Annotated in this window: 24 protein-coding genes; all 24 read right to left on the reverse strand. The window is 68.1% G+C overall.

The window, feature by feature from the left end; genetic code table 11:
• Window positions 1-6: 6 nt before the first annotated feature.
• Entirely contained in the window at window positions 7-597 is a 591-nt protein-coding gene (locus BEP24_RS02745; protein WP_065960013.1) for an adenylate kinase, read from the reverse strand.
• Entirely contained in the window at window positions 594-1,916 is a 1,323-nt protein-coding gene (secY, locus tag BEP24_RS02750) for a preprotein translocase subunit SecY (protein WP_065960014.1), read from the reverse strand. The genes BEP24_RS02745 and secY overlap by 4 nt, the downstream gene beginning before the upstream one ends.
• A gap of 143 nt (window positions 1,917-2,059) precedes the next feature.
• Window positions 2,060-2,524 (reverse strand): 50S ribosomal protein L15, encoded by a 465-nt coding sequence (gene rplO, locus BEP24_RS02755; RefSeq protein ID WP_065960017.1) that lies wholly within the window; start codon window positions 2,522-2,524, stop codon window positions 2,060-2,062.
• A complete protein-coding gene (rpmD, locus tag BEP24_RS02760; RefSeq protein WP_022906355.1) occupies window positions 2,521-2,706 on the reverse strand; it encodes a 50S ribosomal protein L30 in 186 nt (61 codons plus the stop codon). The genes rplO and rpmD overlap by 4 nt, the downstream gene beginning before the upstream one ends.
• A complete protein-coding gene (rpsE, locus tag BEP24_RS02765; protein ID WP_139197344.1) occupies window positions 2,706-3,527 on the reverse strand; it encodes a 30S ribosomal protein S5 in 822 nt (273 codons plus the stop codon). Before rpsE ends, rpmD begins: the two co-directional genes overlap by 1 nt.
• Entirely contained in the window at window positions 3,524-3,895 is a 372-nt protein-coding gene (gene rplR / locus BEP24_RS02770) for a 50S ribosomal protein L18 (RefSeq protein ID WP_058742351.1), read from the reverse strand. The genes rpsE and rplR overlap by 4 nt, the downstream gene beginning before the upstream one ends.
• A gap of 2 nt (window positions 3,896-3,897) precedes the next feature.
• Entirely contained in the window at window positions 3,898-4,434 is a 537-nt protein-coding gene (rplF, locus tag BEP24_RS02775) for a 50S ribosomal protein L6 (RefSeq protein ID WP_065960019.1), read from the reverse strand.
• 6 nt (window positions 4,435-4,440) lie between these two features.
• The gene (rpsH, locus tag BEP24_RS02780; RefSeq protein ID WP_065960021.1) at window positions 4,441-4,839 is read right to left on the reverse strand and encodes a 30S ribosomal protein S8; all 399 of its coding nucleotides are present in this window, start codon (window positions 4,837-4,839) and stop codon (window positions 4,441-4,443) included.
• A 154-nt stretch (window positions 4,840-4,993) separates the two neighbouring features.
• Entirely contained in the window at window positions 4,994-5,584 is a 591-nt protein-coding gene (rplE, locus tag BEP24_RS02785; protein ID WP_065960023.1) for a 50S ribosomal protein L5, read from the reverse strand.
• Entirely contained in the window at window positions 5,584-5,943 is a 360-nt protein-coding gene (rplX, locus tag BEP24_RS02790) for a 50S ribosomal protein L24 (RefSeq protein WP_065960025.1), read from the reverse strand. Before rplX ends, rplE begins: the two co-directional genes overlap by 1 nt.
• A gap of 3 nt (window positions 5,944-5,946) precedes the next feature.
• On the reverse strand, window positions 5,947-6,315 hold the full coding sequence (gene rplN / locus BEP24_RS02795) for a 50S ribosomal protein L14 (RefSeq protein ID WP_017885523.1): 369 nt from the start codon (window positions 6,313-6,315) through the stop codon (window positions 5,947-5,949).
• 31 nt (window positions 6,316-6,346) lie between these two features.
• Complete coding sequence (gene rpsQ / locus BEP24_RS02800; RefSeq protein WP_065960027.1) at window positions 6,347-6,631, reverse strand: 30S ribosomal protein S17; 285 nt, start codon at window positions 6,629-6,631, stop codon at window positions 6,347-6,349.
• Window positions 6,631-6,951, reverse strand: coding sequence for a 50S ribosomal protein L29 (rpmC, locus tag BEP24_RS18100; protein ID WP_065960029.1), 321 nt, complete (start codon window positions 6,949-6,951; stop codon window positions 6,631-6,633). Before rpmC ends, rpsQ begins: the two co-directional genes overlap by 1 nt.
• Entirely contained in the window at window positions 6,951-7,370 is a 420-nt protein-coding gene (gene rplP, locus BEP24_RS02810) for a 50S ribosomal protein L16 (RefSeq protein WP_065960031.1), read from the reverse strand. The genes rpmC and rplP overlap by 1 nt, the downstream gene beginning before the upstream one ends.
• A 2-nt stretch (window positions 7,371-7,372) precedes the next feature.
• A complete protein-coding gene (rpsC, locus tag BEP24_RS02815) occupies window positions 7,373-8,179 on the reverse strand; it encodes a 30S ribosomal protein S3 (protein WP_065960033.1) in 807 nt (268 codons plus the stop codon).
• The gene (rplV, locus tag BEP24_RS02820; RefSeq protein ID WP_017885528.1) at window positions 8,179-8,571 is read right to left on the reverse strand and encodes a 50S ribosomal protein L22; all 393 of its coding nucleotides are present in this window, start codon (window positions 8,569-8,571) and stop codon (window positions 8,179-8,181) included. Before rplV ends, rpsC begins: the two co-directional genes overlap by 1 nt.
• 25 nt (window positions 8,572-8,596) lie before the next feature.
• On the reverse strand, window positions 8,597-8,878 hold the full coding sequence (gene rpsS, locus BEP24_RS02825; RefSeq protein WP_017885529.1) for a 30S ribosomal protein S19: 282 nt from the start codon (window positions 8,876-8,878) through the stop codon (window positions 8,597-8,599).
• Between the two features lie 11 nt (window positions 8,879-8,889).
• Window positions 8,890-9,729, reverse strand: a complete 840-nt coding sequence (gene rplB, locus BEP24_RS02830; protein WP_065960035.1) for a 50S ribosomal protein L2 — start codon at window positions 9,727-9,729, stop codon at window positions 8,890-8,892.
• Between the two features lie 18 nt (window positions 9,730-9,747).
• Window positions 9,748-10,047: a 50S ribosomal protein L23 gene (rplW, locus tag BEP24_RS02835; protein ID WP_065960036.1), complete on the reverse strand. Its 300-nt coding sequence runs from the start codon at window positions 10,045-10,047 to the stop codon at window positions 9,748-9,750.
• Window positions 10,044-10,703, reverse strand: a complete 660-nt coding sequence (gene rplD / locus BEP24_RS02840) for a 50S ribosomal protein L4 (RefSeq protein WP_065960037.1) — start codon at window positions 10,701-10,703, stop codon at window positions 10,044-10,046. The genes rplW and rplD overlap by 4 nt, the downstream gene beginning before the upstream one ends.
• Window positions 10,704-10,705: 2 nt before the next feature.
• Window positions 10,706-11,359: a 50S ribosomal protein L3 gene (rplC, locus tag BEP24_RS02845; RefSeq protein WP_022903285.1), complete on the reverse strand. Its 654-nt coding sequence runs from the start codon at window positions 11,357-11,359 to the stop codon at window positions 10,706-10,708.
• Window positions 11,360-11,371: 12 nt separating this feature from the next.
• Window positions 11,372-11,680 (reverse strand): 30S ribosomal protein S10, encoded by a 309-nt coding sequence (gene rpsJ / locus BEP24_RS02850; protein ID WP_022903286.1) that lies wholly within the window; start codon window positions 11,678-11,680, stop codon window positions 11,372-11,374.
• A gap of 831 nt (window positions 11,681-12,511) precedes the next feature.
• Window positions 12,512-13,327 (reverse strand): DarT ssDNA thymidine ADP-ribosyltransferase family protein, encoded by an 816-nt coding sequence (locus BEP24_RS02855; protein WP_065960039.1) that lies wholly within the window; start codon window positions 13,325-13,327, stop codon window positions 12,512-12,514.
• Between the two features lie 81 nt (window positions 13,328-13,408).
• Window positions 13,409-14,386, reverse strand: a complete 978-nt coding sequence (locus BEP24_RS02860; protein WP_065960040.1) for a DNA topoisomerase IB — start codon at window positions 14,384-14,386, stop codon at window positions 13,409-13,411.
• Between the last annotated feature and the right edge of the window lie 177 nt (window positions 14,387-14,563).

Raw genomic sequence — 14,563 nt, forward strand, 5'->3', positions numbered from 1 at the left:
GCGGGCTCAGACGCTGGCGGTGAGGCCGCGCGAGACCAGGGCCGCCTGGATGCGGTCGCCGACCTCGTCGATGGTGCCGAGGCCGTCGACCTCGACCACGAGTCCACGCTCGGCGTAGGACGCGACGATCGGTGCGGTCTCCTGCGTGTAGACCTCCTGGCGACGACGGATGGTCTCCTCGTTGTCGTCGCTCCGACCCTGCTTGGCGGCACGGTCGAGCAGACGGCTGACGAGCGCGTCCTGGTCGGCCACGAGCTGCACCACGGCGTCGATCCCGGCGCCCTGCTCGGCGAGCAGTGCGTCGAGGTAGGCCACCTGCCCGACGGTGCGGGGGTACCCGTCGAGCAGGAACCCGTCGACCGCGTCGGCCTCGGCGAGACGGGACTTCACGAGCTCGTTCGTCAGTTCGTCGGGCACGTAGTCCCCGGCGTCCATGATCGCCTTCGCCTGGACCCCGAGCGGGGTGCCCTCGGACACGTTCTTGCGGAAGATGTCACCGGTCGAGATCGCGGGGACCCCGAACGACTCGGCGATGCGGCCCGCCTGGGTGCCCTTCCCGGCTCCGGGAGGTCCGACGATGATGAGACGTGCGCTCAACGGAGAAGCCCTTCGTAGTGACGTTGCTGCAGCTGCGAGTCGATCTGCTTCACGGTCTCGAGACCGACACCCACGATGATGAGGATGCTCGCGCCACCGAACGGGAAGTTCTGGTTCGCGCCGAACAGCGCCAGTGCTGCCAGCGGGATGAGCGCGATGAGACCGAGGTAGAGCGCACCGGGCAGCGTCACCCGGGTCAGGACGTAGTCGAGGTACTCCGCCGTCGGACGGCCGGCCCGGATGCCCGGGATGAAGCCGCCGTACTTCTTCATGTTGTCGGCGACCTCTTCGGGGTTGAAGGTGATCGCGACGTAGAAGTACGTGAAGCCGACGATGAGCAGGAAGTACAGGACCATGTAGAACCAGTTGTCACCCGAGGTCAGGTTCGCCTGGATCCAGGTCACCCACGCGGCCGGCGCGGAGCCGTCCGAGGGCTGGTTGAACTGCGCGACCAGGGCCGGCAGGTACAGCAGCGACGAGGCGAAGATGACGGGCACGACGCCGGCCATGTTCACCTTGATCGGGATGTAGGTGTTGTTGCCCCCGTAGGTGCGACGGCCGACCATGCGCTTGGCGTACTGCACGGGGATCCGCCGCTGCGACTGCTCGACGAAGACGACGGCCATCATGATGACCAGGCCGACCAGGATGACGAACAGGAAGAGCTCGAAGGACTGCGACTGCTCGATCGCCCAGAGCGCGGACGGGAACTGCGCTGCGATGGACGTGAAGATGAGCAGGGACATGCCGTTGCCGATGCCGCGCTCGGTGACGAGCTCGCCCATCCACATGATGAGGCCGGTGCCGGCGGTCAGCGTGACGACCATGAGCATGATCGCGTACCAGCTGTCGTTCGAGATGATCGACGAGCAGGAAGCCGAGGCGTTCGTGCCGAACAGGGCGCCGGAGCGGGCGACGGTGATCAGGGTGGTGGACTGCAGCACGCCCAGCGCGATGGTGAGGTAGCGCGTGTACTGCGTCAGCTTCGCCTGACCGGACTGCCCCTCCTTGTAGAGGGCGTCGAAGTGCGGGATGACCACGCGCAGGAGCTGCACGATGATCGACGACGTGATGTACGGCATGATGCCGAGCGCGAAGACCGAGAGCTTCAGCAGCGCGCCGCCGGAGAAGAGGTTGATCAGGTCGTAGAGGCCGCCGGAGGACGACGCGCTGGCGAGACAGCTCTGCACGGCGGCGTAGTCGACGAACGGTGCGGGGATGTACGACCCCAGACGGAACAGCGCGATGATCGCGAGGGTGAAGCCGATCTTCTTGCGAAGATCGGGGGTGCGCATGATGCGCGCGACCGCTCTGAACACGAGGACTCCGAACTGCTGGGACCGGCGACCTGGTCGAGGTCGGCACGGTGTCGATCGGCAGGGCCGACCCGGCCGACGGACGGCCACTGTCAAGGAAACCGTAACGGCGGCCCGTGCGCAAACGCACGGGCCGCCGACGGGGATTACTGGGAGACGGAGCCGCCAGCAGCTGCGATCTTCTCGGCGGCGGACGCCGAGACCTTGTCGACCGCGACCGTGAGCTTCACGCTGATGTCACCCTGACCGAGAACCTTGACCTTCTCGTTCTTGCGGACGGCGCCCTTGGCCACCAGGTCCGCGACGGTGACGTCGCCACCGTTCGGGTAGAGCTCCGCGAGCTTGTCCAGGTTCACGACCTGGTACTCGACGCGGAACGGGTTCTTGAACCCGCGGAGCTTCGGGGTGCGCATGTGCAGCGGCATCTGCCCACCCTCGAAGCCGACCTTGACCTGGTAACGAGCCTTCTGGCCCTTGGTACCACGGCCGGCGGTCTTGCCCTTCGAGCCCTCACCGCGACCCACGCGGGTGCGGTCCTTCTTGGCGCCCGCGGCGGGGCGGAGGTGGTGCAGCTTCAGCACCTGCACGCGCTCGTTCTTCTCGTCGCTCATGCGTCGACCTCCTCGACCTTCACGAGGTGCGCGACCGTCGCGACGTACCCGCGGTTCTGGGCGTTGTCCTCACGCAGGACCGTACGGCCGATGCGCTTGAGACCCAGGCTGCGGAGCGTGTCGCGCTGGTACTGCTTCTCGCTGATAACGGACTTCGTCTGCGTGATCTTCAGCATCGCCATCACGCACCTGCCTTCTCGGTCGCGGCACGCAGGGCTGCGGCCTCGGCGCGGAGCAGGCGGGCCGGGACGACCCGGTCGACGTCGAGGCCACGACGGCTGGCGACGGCGCGGGGCTCCTCGAGCTGCTGCAGCGCCTCGACGGTCGCGTGCACGATGTTGATGGTGTTCGACGAGCCGAGCGACTTGCTCAGGACGTCGTGGATGCCGGCGCACTCGAGCACGGCGCGGACCGGACCACCGGCGATGACACCGGTACCGGCAGCAGCCGGACGCAGCAGGACGACACCGGCAGCGGCCTCACCCTGGACGGGGTGCGGGATCGTGTTGCCGACGCGCGGGACGCGGAAGAAGTTCTTCTTCGCCTCCTCGACGCCCTTGGAGATCGCGGTGGGGACTTCCTTCGCCTTGCCGTAACCGACACCGACGAGGCCGTTGCCGTCACCGACGACGACGAGCGCCGTGAAGCTGAAGCGACGACCACCCTTGACGACCTTCGAGACGCGGTTGATGGTCACCACGCGCTCGAGGAACTGGCTGTCGCCACCGCGGTTGTTGCGGTCACGACCCTGCTGACGGTCACGGCCACCGCCACGACGGCCGCGCTGGTCGGCGTTGTCGCGGTTGTTGGACGCGGAGCCCGCAGCGGTCTCGACGGGGCGCTCGGCGACCGCAGGAGCGTCCGCCTCCTTGCCGGTCGTCGCCTTCGCAGCGGTCTCGGTCGCAGCAGCGGTGTCGGTCTCGACAGCGGTCTCGGTCTCGACAGCGGCCTCGGCCGGCGTCTCGGTCTCGGCCGCTTCGTTGTTGTTCGCGATGTCGCTCACAGGTTCAGCCCTCCTTCACGGGCACCATCGGCGATCGCGGCGACGCGACCGGCGTACTTGCTACCACCGCGGTCGAAGACCACGGCCTCGACGCCGGCAGCCTTCGCACGCTCGGCGAGGAGCTCGCCGACGCGACGGGCCTTGGCCGTCTTGTCGCCGTCGAACGACCGGAGGTCGGCCTCCATCGTCGACGCGCTGGCCAGGGTGTGACCCTGGGCGTCGTCGATGACCTGGACGAACACGTGGCGCGACGACCGGAAGACAGCGAGGCGCGGACGCGACTCGGTGCCGGTGATCTTCTTGCGGAGACGGTTGTGACGGCGCGCCTTGGCGGCCGACTTGCTCTTTCCTCGGATACCGAGAGCCATGATCACTTACCTGACTTTCCGGCCTTGCGGCGCACGATCTCGCCGGCGTAGCGGACACCCTTGCCCTTGTAGGGCTCGGGCTTGCGCAGCTTGCGGATGTTGGCAGCCACCTCGCCGACGGCCTGCTTGTCGATGCCCGAGACGGTGAGCTTGTTGTTGCCCTCGACGGCGAAGCTGATGCCCGCCGGCGGCTCGACCGTGATCGGGTGGGAGTAGCCGAGCGCGAACTCGACGTTGCTGCCCTTGGCCTGCACGCGGTAACCGGTGCCGACGACCTCGAGGCCCTTGGAGTAGCCCTGGGTCACGCCGACGATGTTGTTCGCGATCAGGGTGCGGATGAGGCCGTGCAGGGCACGGGACTCACGCTCGTCGTCCGGGCGGGTGACGAGGACCTGGTTCTCCTCGACCTTGGCCTGGATGGGCTCGGCGACGACGAGCGCGAGCTCGCCCTTCGGGCCCTTGACCGCCACGGTCTGACCGTCAACGGAGACGGAGACCCCGGCGGGGATGTCGATGGGAAGACGTCCGATACGAGACATTGTCGATCACCACACGTAGGCGAGGACTTCCCCACCCACGCCCTTCTGCTCGGCTTCACGGTCGGTGAGCAGTCCCGAGGAGGTCGAGAGGATCGCCACGCCGAGGCCACCGAGGACCTGGGGGAGCTCCGTCGACTTCGCGTAGACCCGGAGACCGGGCTTCGAGACGCGCTTGATGCCGGCGATCGAACGCTCGCGCTCGGGGCCGTACTTCAGGTCGATCGTGAGGGTCTGCCCGACGCGGGCGTCCTCGATCTTCCACTCGCTGATGTAACCCTCGCGCTTGAGGATCTCGGCGATGTTCTTCTTCAGCTTGGAGCTGGGAAGCGAGACGGCGTCGTGGTGCGCCGAGTTCGCGTTCCGCAATCTGGTCAGCATGTCTGCGACCGGATCGGTCATCGTCATGATGGTCGTCCATTCTTCGCCTGGTTTCGACACCCGTTCCACGAATGCCGACCTGAGCGATCGGGGTGATCCCGGAGCGGTTCCCCGGGATCGGTGTGTTCAAGGGTGCGGGCCGGAGGACGTGAATCCTCCGGCCCGCACCGCCCGAAGTAGCTTAGACCGTCTGGTCGGCCGAACGGAACGGGAACCCGAGCTGGCGGAGCAGCGCGCGTCCCTCGTCGTCCGTCTTCGCGGTGGTCACGACGGTGATGTCGAAGCCACGCACGCGGTCGATGCGGTCCTGGTCGATCTCGTGGAACATCGACTGCTCCGTGAGACCGAACGTGTAGTTGCCGTTGCCGTCGAACTGCTTGTCGCTGAGACCGCGGAAGTCGCGGATGCGGGGCAGTGCGAGGGTGACGAGCCGGTCGACGAACTCCCACGCGCGGTCACCACGGAGGGTGACGTGCGCGCCGATGGCCTGACCCTCGCGCAGCTTGAACTGCGCGATGGACTTGCGGGCCTTCGTCACGATCGGCTTCTGACCCGTGATCGCCGTGAGGTCCTTGACGGCCCCGTCGATGATCTTCGAGTCGCGAGCGGCCTCGCCGACGCCGGTGTTCACGACGACCTTGACCAGGCCAGGGACCTGCATGACGTTCGCGTATCCGAACTGCTCGGTGAGGGCAGCCTTGATCTCGTTCTTGTACTTCTGCTTGAGGCGCGGTTCGACCTTGGTCGCCGGCGCTGCAGTCGTGTCGGTCATCAGAGCTTCTCACCCGACTTCTTGGCGTAGCGGACGCGGACGGTCTTCTTGACGCCGTCCTTCTCCACCTCTTCGATGCGGAAACCGACGCGGGTCGGCTTCTTGGTCTTCGGGTCGACGATCGCGACGTTCGAGACGTGGATCGGAGCCTCGTGCTGCTCGATGCCACCGGTCTTCGAACCGCGCTGCGTCTGGCCGACGCGGACGTGCTTCGTGACGAAGTTCACGCCCTCGACGACGACCCGGTTCTTGTCCTTGAGGACCTCGAGGACCTTGCCCTGCTTGCCCCGGTCACCGCCGCGCTCCTGCTTGGCGCCCGTGATGACCTGGACGAGGTCGCCCTTCTTGATGTTCGCCATGGCTTACAGCACCTCCGGCGCGAGCGAGATGATCTTCATGAACTTCTTGTCACGGAGCTCGCGACCGACCGGACCGAAGATGCGCGTTCCGCGCGGGTCGCCGTCGGCCTTGAGGATCACTGCCGCGTTCTCGTCGAACTTGATGTAGGAGCCGTCCTGACGACGGGTCTCCTTCTTGGTGCGAACGATGACCGCCTTGACGACGTCACCCTTCTTCACGTTGCCGCCGGGGATGGCGTCCTTCACCGTGGCGACGATGACGTCACCGAGGCCGGCGTAGCGACGACCCGAGCCACCGAGCACGCGGATGGTCAAGATCTCCTTGGCACCCGTGTTGTCGGCGACCTTCAGGCGGGATTCCTGCTGAATCACTGCTGTCTCCTATTCCGAAGCAGGCCGGGGCCTACTTGGCCTTCTCGAGGATCTCGACCAGGCGCCAGCGCTTCGAGGCGCTGAGGGGACGGGTCTCGCTGATCACGACGAGGTCGCCGACACCGGCGGTGCCGAGCTCGTCGTGGGCCTTCACCTTGGACGTGCGGCGGATGATCTTGCCGTAGAGCGCGTGCTTCACGCGGTCCTCGACCTCGACCACGATGGTCTTGTCCATCTTGTCGCTCGTCACGTAGCCGCGACGCGTCTTGCGGTAGCCGCGGGTGGAGGCGGCGGAGTTGAGCTCTTCGTTCGCCATCAGTTCTCCTCGGCGGTAGCGGCCTCGGTCGACTCGGCGGGCTTGTCAGCCTTCTTCGTCGTCTTCTTGGCCTTGGTGGCGGTCTCGACGGGCGCGGGAGTGGCACGGATGCCGAGCTCGCGCTCGCGGAGGACGGTGTAGATGCGTGCGATGTCGCGCTTGACGGCACGGAGACGACCGTGGCTCTCCAGCTGGCCGGTGGCCGACTGGAAGCGGAGGTTGAAGAGTTCCTCCTTGGCCTTCTTCAGCTCGTCAGCGAGACGCTCGTTCTCGAACGTGTCGAGCTCCGTCGGACGGAGCTCCTTGGAACCGATCGCCATTATGCGTCGCCCTCCTCGCGCTTGATGATGCGTGCCTTGAGGGGCAGCTTGTGGATTGCACGGGTCAGCGCCTCACGGGCGATGTCCTCGCTGACGCCGGAGAGCTCGAAGAGCACACGACCCGGCTTGACGTTGGCGACCCACCACTCGGGCGAGCCCTTACCGGAACCCATGCGGGTCTCAGCCGGCTTCTTGGTGAGCGGGCGGTCCGGGTAGATGTTGATCCAGACCTTGCCGCCACGCTTGATGTGACGCGTCATGGCGATACGAGCGGACTCGATCTGACGGTTGGTCACGTAGGCGGGGGTCAGCGCCTGGATGCCGTAGTCACCGAACGACACCTTGGTGCCACCGGTCGCCTGGCCCGAGCGCTTCGGGTGGTGCTGCTTGCGGTGCTTGACTCGACGGGGGATAAGCATGGTTACGCCTCAACTCCTGCGCCGGCCGGCGCGTCCTGCGGGGCCTGCTGCTGGCGGCCGCCGCGGTCGCCGCCACGGCGGTCCCCACGGTCGCTGCGCTCGCCACGCGGGCCGCCACGACGCTCGGGGCGCGACGAACGCTGGTTCGCCTGCTCGCGAGCGAGCTCCTTGTTCGTGATGTCGCCCTTGTAGATCCAGACCTTCACGCCGATGCGGCCGAACGTGGTCCGGGCCTCGTAGAAGCCGTAGTCGATGTTCGCGCGGAGCGTGTGCAGGGGCACACGGCCCTCGCGGTAGAACTCCGAGCGCGACATCTCGGCGCCGCCGAGACGACCGGACACCTGGATGCGGACACCCTTGGCGCCGGCGCGCTGTGCACCCTGCAGACCCTTGCGCATGGCGCGACGGAACGCGACACGAGCGGAGAGCTGCTCGGCGATGCCCTGCGCGACGAGCTGGGCCTCGGTCTCGGGGTTCTTCACCTCGAGGATGTTGAGCTGGATCTGCTTCTTGGTGAGCTTCTCGAGCTCGCCACGGACGCGCTCCGCCTCGGCGCCACGGCGACCGATGACGATGCCGGGACGCGCGGTGTGGATGTCCACGCGGACGCGGTCACGGGTGCGCTCGAGCTCGATGCGGGCGACGCCTGCGCGGTCGAGGGTCTTCTTCAGGTACTCGCGCACCTTGATGTCCTCGGCCACGTAGTCGGCGTAGCGCTGGCCGGCCTTCGTGCTGTCGGTGAACCAGTGCGAGACGTGGTCCGTCGTGATCCCGAGACGGAAGCCGTACGGGTTGACCTTCTGGCCCATTAGTTGCTCGCCTTCTTGCTCGTCGCGGCAGCCTCGACCTCGTCCGGCGTCGCGAGGACGACCGTGATGTGGCTGGTGCGCTTGTTGATGCGGAAGGCGCGGCCCTGGGCGCGCGGCTGGAACCGCTTCAGGGTCGTGCCCTCGTCGACGAAGACGCGGCTCACGTAGAGGTCGCGCTCGTCGAGGAAGCTGTTCGTCGAGTCAGCCTTGACCCGTGCGTTGGCGATCGCCGAGGCGACCAGCTTGTACACGGGCTCCGAAGCGCCCTGGGGGGCGAACTTCAGGATGGCGAGCGCCTCGTGGGCCTGCTTGCCGCGGATCAGCTCGATGACGCGACGGGCCTTCTGAGGCGTGACGCGGATGTGTCGCACACGTGCGATCGACTCCACCATTTCGTTCCTCCTCTGCGTCGCCGCCTCAGCGGCGACGGCCCTTCTTGTCGTCCTTCACGTGACCACGGAAGGTGCGGGTCGGCGCGAACTCGCCGAGCTTGTGACCGACCATCGACTCGGTGACGAACACCGGGATGTGCTTCCGACCGTCGTGCACGGCGATCGTGTGACCGAGCATGTTCGGCACGATCATCGAGCGACGCGACCAGGTGCGGATCACGTTCTTGGTGTTGGCCTCGTTCTGCGTGACGACCTTGCGGAGCAGGTGCTCGTCGACGAAGGGGCCCTTCTTCAGACTGCGTGGCATCTTCTGAACTCCTACTTGCGCTTCTTGCCGGCGTTACGGCGACGGACGATGAGCTTGTCGCTCGGCTTGTTCGACTTGCGCGTGCGACCCTCGGCCTGACCCCACGGGCTGACCGGGTGACGACCACCGGACGTCTTGCCCTCGCCACCACCGTGCGGGTGGTCGACCGGGTTCATCGCGACACCACGCACGGTCGGGCGGACGCCCTTCCAGCGCATGCGGCCGGCCTTGCCCCAGTTGATGTTCGACTGCTCGGCGTTGCCGACCTCGCCGATCGTGGCGCGGCAGCGGGCGTCGACGTTGCGGACCTCGCCCGACGGCAGACGGAGCTGCGCGTAGGGGCCGTCCTTGGCGACGAGACGCACCGAGGCGCCGGCCGAGCGGGCCATCTTCGCGCCGCCACCGGGGCGGAGCTCGATCGCGTGGATCACGGTACCGACCGGGATGTTGCGCAGCGGCAGGTTGTTGCCGGGCTTGATGTCCGCGCCCGGACCCTGCTCGATGACGTCGCCCTGCTTGAGCTTGTTCGGCGCGATGATGTAGCGCTTCGTGCCGTCCACGTAGTGCAGGAGCGCGATGCGCGCCGTGCGGTTCGGGTCGTACTCGATGTGCGCGACCTTGGCGTCGACGCCGTCCTTGTCGTGACGACGGAAGTCGATCACGCGGTACTGGCGCTTGTGGCCACCACCGATGTGGCGGGTCGTGATGCGACCCGAGCTGTTGCGGCCACCGGTCTTCGGCAGCGGACGAAGCAGCGACTTCTCCGGCGTCGAACGGGTGATCTCGGCGAAGTCGGCGACCGACGATCCGCGACGACCCGGGGTGGTCGGCTTGTAGTTACGAATAGCCATGATTTATCCCTCTGGTCCTCAGCCGACAGCCGTGAAGATGTCGATCGAACCGGACTTGAGCGTCACGATGGCGCGCTTGGTGTCCTTGCGCTTGCCCATGCCGAACTTCGTGCGGCGGGTCTTGCCCGGACGGTTCAGGGTGTTGATGCTCGCGACCTTGACGTCGAAGATCTTCTCGATGGCGAGCTTGATCTCGGTCTTGTTCGACCGGGGGTCCACGATGAACGTGTACTTGCCCTGGTCGATCAGGCCGTAGCTCTTCTCCGAGACGACCGGCGAGATGATGATGTCGCGCGGGTCCTTGTTGAAGCCGCTCATGCGGAGATCTCCTTCGCGGTCTTCGACGCGATGAAGGCGTCGAGTGCGCTCTTGCTGAAGACGAGGGCGTCGGACTTGAGCACGTCGTAGGCGTTGAGCTGGCCGTACGAGAGCGCGTGGACACCCGGCAGGTTGCGGATCGACTTGAGCGTCAGCTCGTCGTCCGACTCGAGCACGACGAGCACGTTCTTGACGGGCGCGACCTTCTCGATGAGCGTGCGGGCGGTCTTGGTCGACGGCACGTCGGCCGAGACGAAGCCCTCCACCGCGGAGATGCGGCCACCGCGGGCGCGGTCCGAGAGCGAGCCGAGCAGAGCCGCGGCGATCATCTTCTTCGGGGTGCGCTGCGAGTAGTCGCGCGGGGTCGGTCCGTGGACGACGCCACCGCCGGTGTGCTCCGGTGCGCGGACCGAACCCTGACGGGCGCGGCCGGTGCCCTTCTGCTTGAACGGCTTGCGACCAGCACCGCGGACCTCGCCGCGGTTCTTGGTCTTGTGGGTGCCCTGACGCGCGGCGGCGAGCTGCGCGGTGACGACCTGGTGGATCAGCGGGACGTTGGTCTCGACGTCGAAGAGCTCAGCGGGCAGCTCGATGCTGCCGGCGACGGCCCCGGTCGCGTCGAGGACGTCGATCGTGGTTGCGGTCTCGGTGGCCATGATCACTTACCCTTCACGGCGGTGCGGACGAAGACGGAGCGGCCACGAGCACCGGGGACGGCGCCCTTGACGAGCAGCAGACCCTTCTCGGCGTCGACGGCGTGCACCGTGAGGTTGAGGACGGTCACGCGCTCGCCGCCCATGCGACCAGCCATGCGCATGCCCTTGAAGACACGCGACGGGGTCGACGAGGCGCCGATCGAACCGGGCTTGCGGTGGTTGCGGTGCGCACCGTGCGATGCGGAGACGCCGGCGAAGCCGTGGCGCTTCATGACACCGGCGAAGCCCTTGCCCTTGGAGGTGCCGACGACGTCGACCTTCTGGCCCGCCTCGAACGTGTCGACGGTGAGCTCCTGGCCGAGCGTGTACTCAGCGGAGTCGTTGGTGCGGATCTCGGTGAGGGTGCGACGCGGGGTCACGCCAGCGGCCTCGAAGTGGCCAGCGGCCGGCTTGTTGACCTTGCGCGGGTCGATGGCGCCGGCGGCGATCTGGATCGCCTCGTAGCCGTCGCGCTCGACGTTGCGGATCTGGGTGACCACGTTCGGGCCGACCTCGATCACGGTCACGGGGATGAACTTGTTGTTCTCGTCCCACACCTGGGTCATCCCGAGCTTCTTGCCGAGGAGGCCCTTGACGGTCTTGGTTGAGTTCGCCATTGGTCAGCCCCCTTACAGCTTGATCTCGATGTTGACGTCAGCCGGGAGGTCGAGTCGCATGAGCGAGTCGACGGCCTTCGGCGTCGGGTCGACGATGTCGATGACCCGCTTGTGCGTGCGCTTCTCGAAGTGCTCGCGCGAGTCCTTGTACTTGTGAGGGGAACGGATCACGGTGACCACGTTCTTCTCGGTGGGGAGCGGCACCGGGCCGACCACGGTCGCACCGGCACGGGTCACCGTGTCGACGATCTTCCGGGCCGACGTGTCGATGACCTCGTGGTCGTACGACTTGAGCCGGATGCGGATCTTCTGTCCCGCCATGTGTCTCTTTGTCCTCTCTGCGCCGCGCACCCTTCCGGGCCGCCTGACGCCGCCGCCACCGTGCATTCCTGCAGGGCTTGGCTGTTTTCCTGAACCAACCGGCCGCATCCCGGGGGATGACCGCTGTTCTCCTGTCAACCGCGCGGAGCGACCTTGGCCGTCCAGCGTGGGCATGTCGCGTCCCCCGCACTCCGGGCACAGCTGCGCCCGAGGTGGTGTTGGGGACTCGATCGTGTTCTGCTGCCTGCGGCCCAACCCAGCTCCGCTGAACGGAGGGGTTGTGCACTGCCAGAGCAGTGATCCTGCGGGCGCGGGCCCGCGGAGTTCGGAACCGGACAAGTCTCTCACGGGTGTGGCATCCCTGCAACCCGGGCGTGTCGCTTTTTTCCGGAGGCCGACTCCCCCGGGAACACGGGGATCGGACGGGTACCCGGGCAGGGTGTCCGGTCGCCGCGGAGACCGCACCGGACGCCGTCGTGGAGGGCCCGGCAGCGAGGGGCGGGCACGCGCGTCACACACCTTCGCGACGGGTCCCCCGATGGTCGGCAGGCGCGTCAGCCCTGGGCAGAGCAGCCCGCCTCCGCCATCGGTCACCGACGGCCGGGAGGCGCGACGCGACGCCGCCACGGACCTCGCCTCGCGCCTCGGTCGCCGACTGCCCGGAGGCGCGGCGCGGCTCCGCCGAGGTCCGCGCCTGCGCCTCGGTTCGCCGACGGGCCGGAGGCGCGGCGCGGCTCCGCCGAGGAGCCGCCTCCGGCACCCTCAGACGTCGAACGCACGAGGCCCGCCCGACATCGGTCGGGCGGGCCTCGTGACGGGCTCCGGGCGGTCCTACTCGGCGACCACCGGGGGCACGAACCACGGCGGGAAGACCGCGACGCGCGGCCCGGTGACGCGGTGCTCGGCCAGGAGCGTCTTCACCTGCTGGCGCACGCGGTCGTTCGGGACGCCGATCACGGCGACGGAGGACAGCGGCACGCGGGGCCCCGCGAGCAGCTCGAGGCCGTGCATCTCCGGGTCGGTGAAGTCGGTCCGGCGGATGAGGTTCGTCGCGGCCGCGGGGCCCACGGCGAACCGCACGTCCTCGGCCTCGGCGTCCTGGTCGGCCACGATGACCGAGGCACCGAACGCCGACATCGGGACGACGAGCACGACGTACTCGGTCGCGCGGGTGCGGCGAGCCGCGTCGGACCACCGCTCCCCCTCGGCACCGCGGCGCAGCTCGTCCCACCGCGTGGCGTCGGGCGACAGGCTGAAGGACACGTGTGCTGACACCGGGGCGCCGTCGGGCGCGGTCGCCTCGGCTCGTGCGGCGCGGGTCGCAGCGGAGCTCACATCGACGGCCGGTGAGGCCTGGTCGGCCGCGAGCACGGCGCCATCCGCGACGATCGCCGCGAGGTTGTCGACGTGGGTGGCGTGGTGGGCACGCAGGGCGGCGAAGTCCCGGGGTTCGGGGAGTTCCGGTGCGGATGCGGACCGCAGGGATCCGCCGGCACCGCGGGTCGGCGCCGGGGTCGACCGGAGGTCGGTGGTGATGCGGGTCCGGCGCGGTGCCGGAGCCGTGGGGACCGCCGGCGTCTCGCGCTGGCGGGGGGAGCAGATGTCGCAGAGCTCGGTGGGGAAACCGTGGATGCACTCGTCGGTCACGACTGGTGAGGGTCCTTCCGTGCCCGTGTGGGGGTGGTCGGGCACGGTGACCAACCGTACGTCATCTCCGCGCCCGCGTCGTCACTGGCGGTAGAGCAGGGCGCGGACCTCGGACTCCGCGGCGTGCAAGCGCTGCGGGTCGATCGTCTCCCCGTGCTCGTAGGCGTCGAGGAGCCGCGGGTCGATGTAGCTCTGCCGGCACACCGTCGGGGTGTTGCCGAGCTCCTCGCTCGCGGCCTTGACGGCGTGGGACACGGCTTTCTTCCGCTTCGCCTGGGACGACTCCGGACCGGTCTTCGCCAGGTCGACGGCGGCGGCGACCGTGCCGTGCAGCGTCCGGAAGTCCTTCGCCGTGAACTCGTCGCCCGCCCGCTCCTTCACGTACTCGTTGATGTCCTCGGCGGCGAGCGGCTCCCACTCTGCCCCGCGGCGCTCGCGGAACGAGAGCAGGCGGGCGTTCGCGCCGCGACGCTTCATCCCCGCGATCACCTTCGCGAGGTCGGCGTCGTGGATCGTCGAGGACCACTCCTGGCCGCTCTTGCCCGGGAAGTCCAGCTCGATGTCGTCGCCGGAGACGTGGGCGTGCGCGCAGAGCAGCGTCGACAGCCCGCGACTGCCGTGCTCGGTCGCGTACCGCTCGGAACCCACACGGAGGGAGCCCTGGTCGAGCATGCGGAACGCGGCGGCGAGGGCGCGACGTCGGTCGGGTTCCGGGCGGCGCAGGTCCTGCGTGACCATGCGTCGCGCCGACGGCAGCGACTCCGCGAGGGCGAGTGCGCGGTCGTACTTGATCTTGTCCATCCGCTCGCGCCAGCCCGGGTGGTACATGTACTGCCGGCGCCCGGCACCGTCGATACCCGTCGCGAGGATGTGGCCGTTCTCGTACGGCGAGATCCAGACCTCGTCCCACGCCGGCGGGATCACCAGCTCCTCGAGCCGCTGCCGCACGGCCGGGTCGGTCACCGTCGCGCCGTCGGGGTCGCGGAACGAGAAGCCGCGGCCACTCCGCACGCGGTGGTAGCCACGGCCGTTGGTCGTCGAGCGTCGGAGACGGGTCACCCGACCGATCCAACCCGACGGGCCCTGTGACGGGTCACGGCAGCGATCCGCCCACCCCCTGACTCCGTTCTCCGACCGGCCAGGTCGAACACGGACGGCGGTGCCGACGACAGGACGGCAGGAACGACGAAGCGGGGCCGGACCCGAAGGCCCGACCCCGCTGACGCAGTGTCTTCC

This window comes from Curtobacterium sp. UCD-KPL2560, assembly GCF_001705035.1.
Lineage (GTDB): Bacteria > Actinomycetota > Actinomycetes > Actinomycetales > Microbacteriaceae > Curtobacterium.

What these genes read in the sequence shown, in the direction of transcription:
- rplD (WP_065960037.1), bottom strand. Translation starts at nt 10,703, where the DNA reads ATGGCCACCGAGACCGCAACCACGATCGACGTCCTCGACGCGACCGGG.
- rpsH (WP_065960021.1), bottom strand. Translation starts at nt 4,839, where the DNA reads ATGACGATGACCGATCCGGTCGCAGACATGCTGACCAGATTGCGGAAC.
- rplB (WP_065960035.1), bottom strand. Translation starts at nt 9,729, where the DNA reads ATGGCTATTCGTAACTACAAGCCGACCACCCCGGGTCGTCGCGGATCG.
- rplO (WP_065960017.1), bottom strand. Translation starts at nt 2,524, where the DNA reads ATGAGCGACGAGAAGAACGAGCGCGTGCAGGTGCTGAAGCTGCACCAC.
- rplR (WP_058742351.1), bottom strand. Translation starts at nt 3,895, where the DNA reads ATGGCTCTCGGTATCCGAGGAAAGAGCAAGTCGGCCGCCAAGGCGCGC.
- rpmC (WP_065960029.1), bottom strand. Translation starts at nt 6,951, where the DNA reads ATGGCGATCGGTTCCAAGGAGCTCCGTCCGACGGAGCTCGACACGTTC.
- rplW (WP_065960036.1), bottom strand. Translation starts at nt 10,047, where the DNA reads ATGAGCGGCTTCAACAAGGACCCGCGCGACATCATCATCTCGCCGGTC.
- rpsC (WP_065960033.1), bottom strand. Translation starts at nt 8,179, where the DNA reads ATGGGCCAGAAGGTCAACCCGTACGGCTTCCGTCTCGGGATCACGACG.
- rplE (WP_065960023.1), bottom strand. Translation starts at nt 5,584, where the DNA reads ATGACCGACACGACTGCAGCGCCGGCGACCAAGGTCGAACCGCGCCTC.
- rpsQ (WP_065960027.1), bottom strand. Translation starts at nt 6,631, where the DNA reads ATGGCGAACGAAGAGCTCAACTCCGCCGCCTCCACCCGCGGCTACCGC.
- rplP (WP_065960031.1), bottom strand. Translation starts at nt 7,370, where the DNA reads ATGCTTATCCCCCGTCGAGTCAAGCACCGCAAGCAGCACCACCCGAAG.
- rpsS (WP_017885529.1), bottom strand. Translation starts at nt 8,878, where the DNA reads ATGCCACGCAGTCTGAAGAAGGGCCCCTTCGTCGACGAGCACCTGCTC.
- rplV (WP_017885528.1), bottom strand. Translation starts at nt 8,571, where the DNA reads ATGGTGGAGTCGATCGCACGTGTGCGACACATCCGCGTCACGCCTCAG.
- rplC (WP_022903285.1), bottom strand. Translation starts at nt 11,359, where the DNA reads ATGGCGAACTCAACCAAGACCGTCAAGGGCCTCCTCGGCAAGAAGCTC.
- rpmD (WP_022906355.1), bottom strand. Translation starts at nt 2,706, where the DNA reads ATGGCGATGCTGAAGATCACGCAGACGAAGTCCGTTATCAGCGAGAAG.
- rplF (WP_065960019.1), bottom strand. Translation starts at nt 4,434, where the DNA reads ATGTCTCGTATCGGACGTCTTCCCATCGACATCCCCGCCGGGGTCTCC.
- rpsJ (WP_022903286.1), bottom strand. Translation starts at nt 11,680, where the DNA reads ATGGCGGGACAGAAGATCCGCATCCGGCTCAAGTCGTACGACCACGAG.
- rplX (WP_065960025.1), bottom strand. Translation starts at nt 5,943, where the DNA reads ATGGCGAACATCAAGAAGGGCGACCTCGTCCAGGTCATCACGGGCGCC.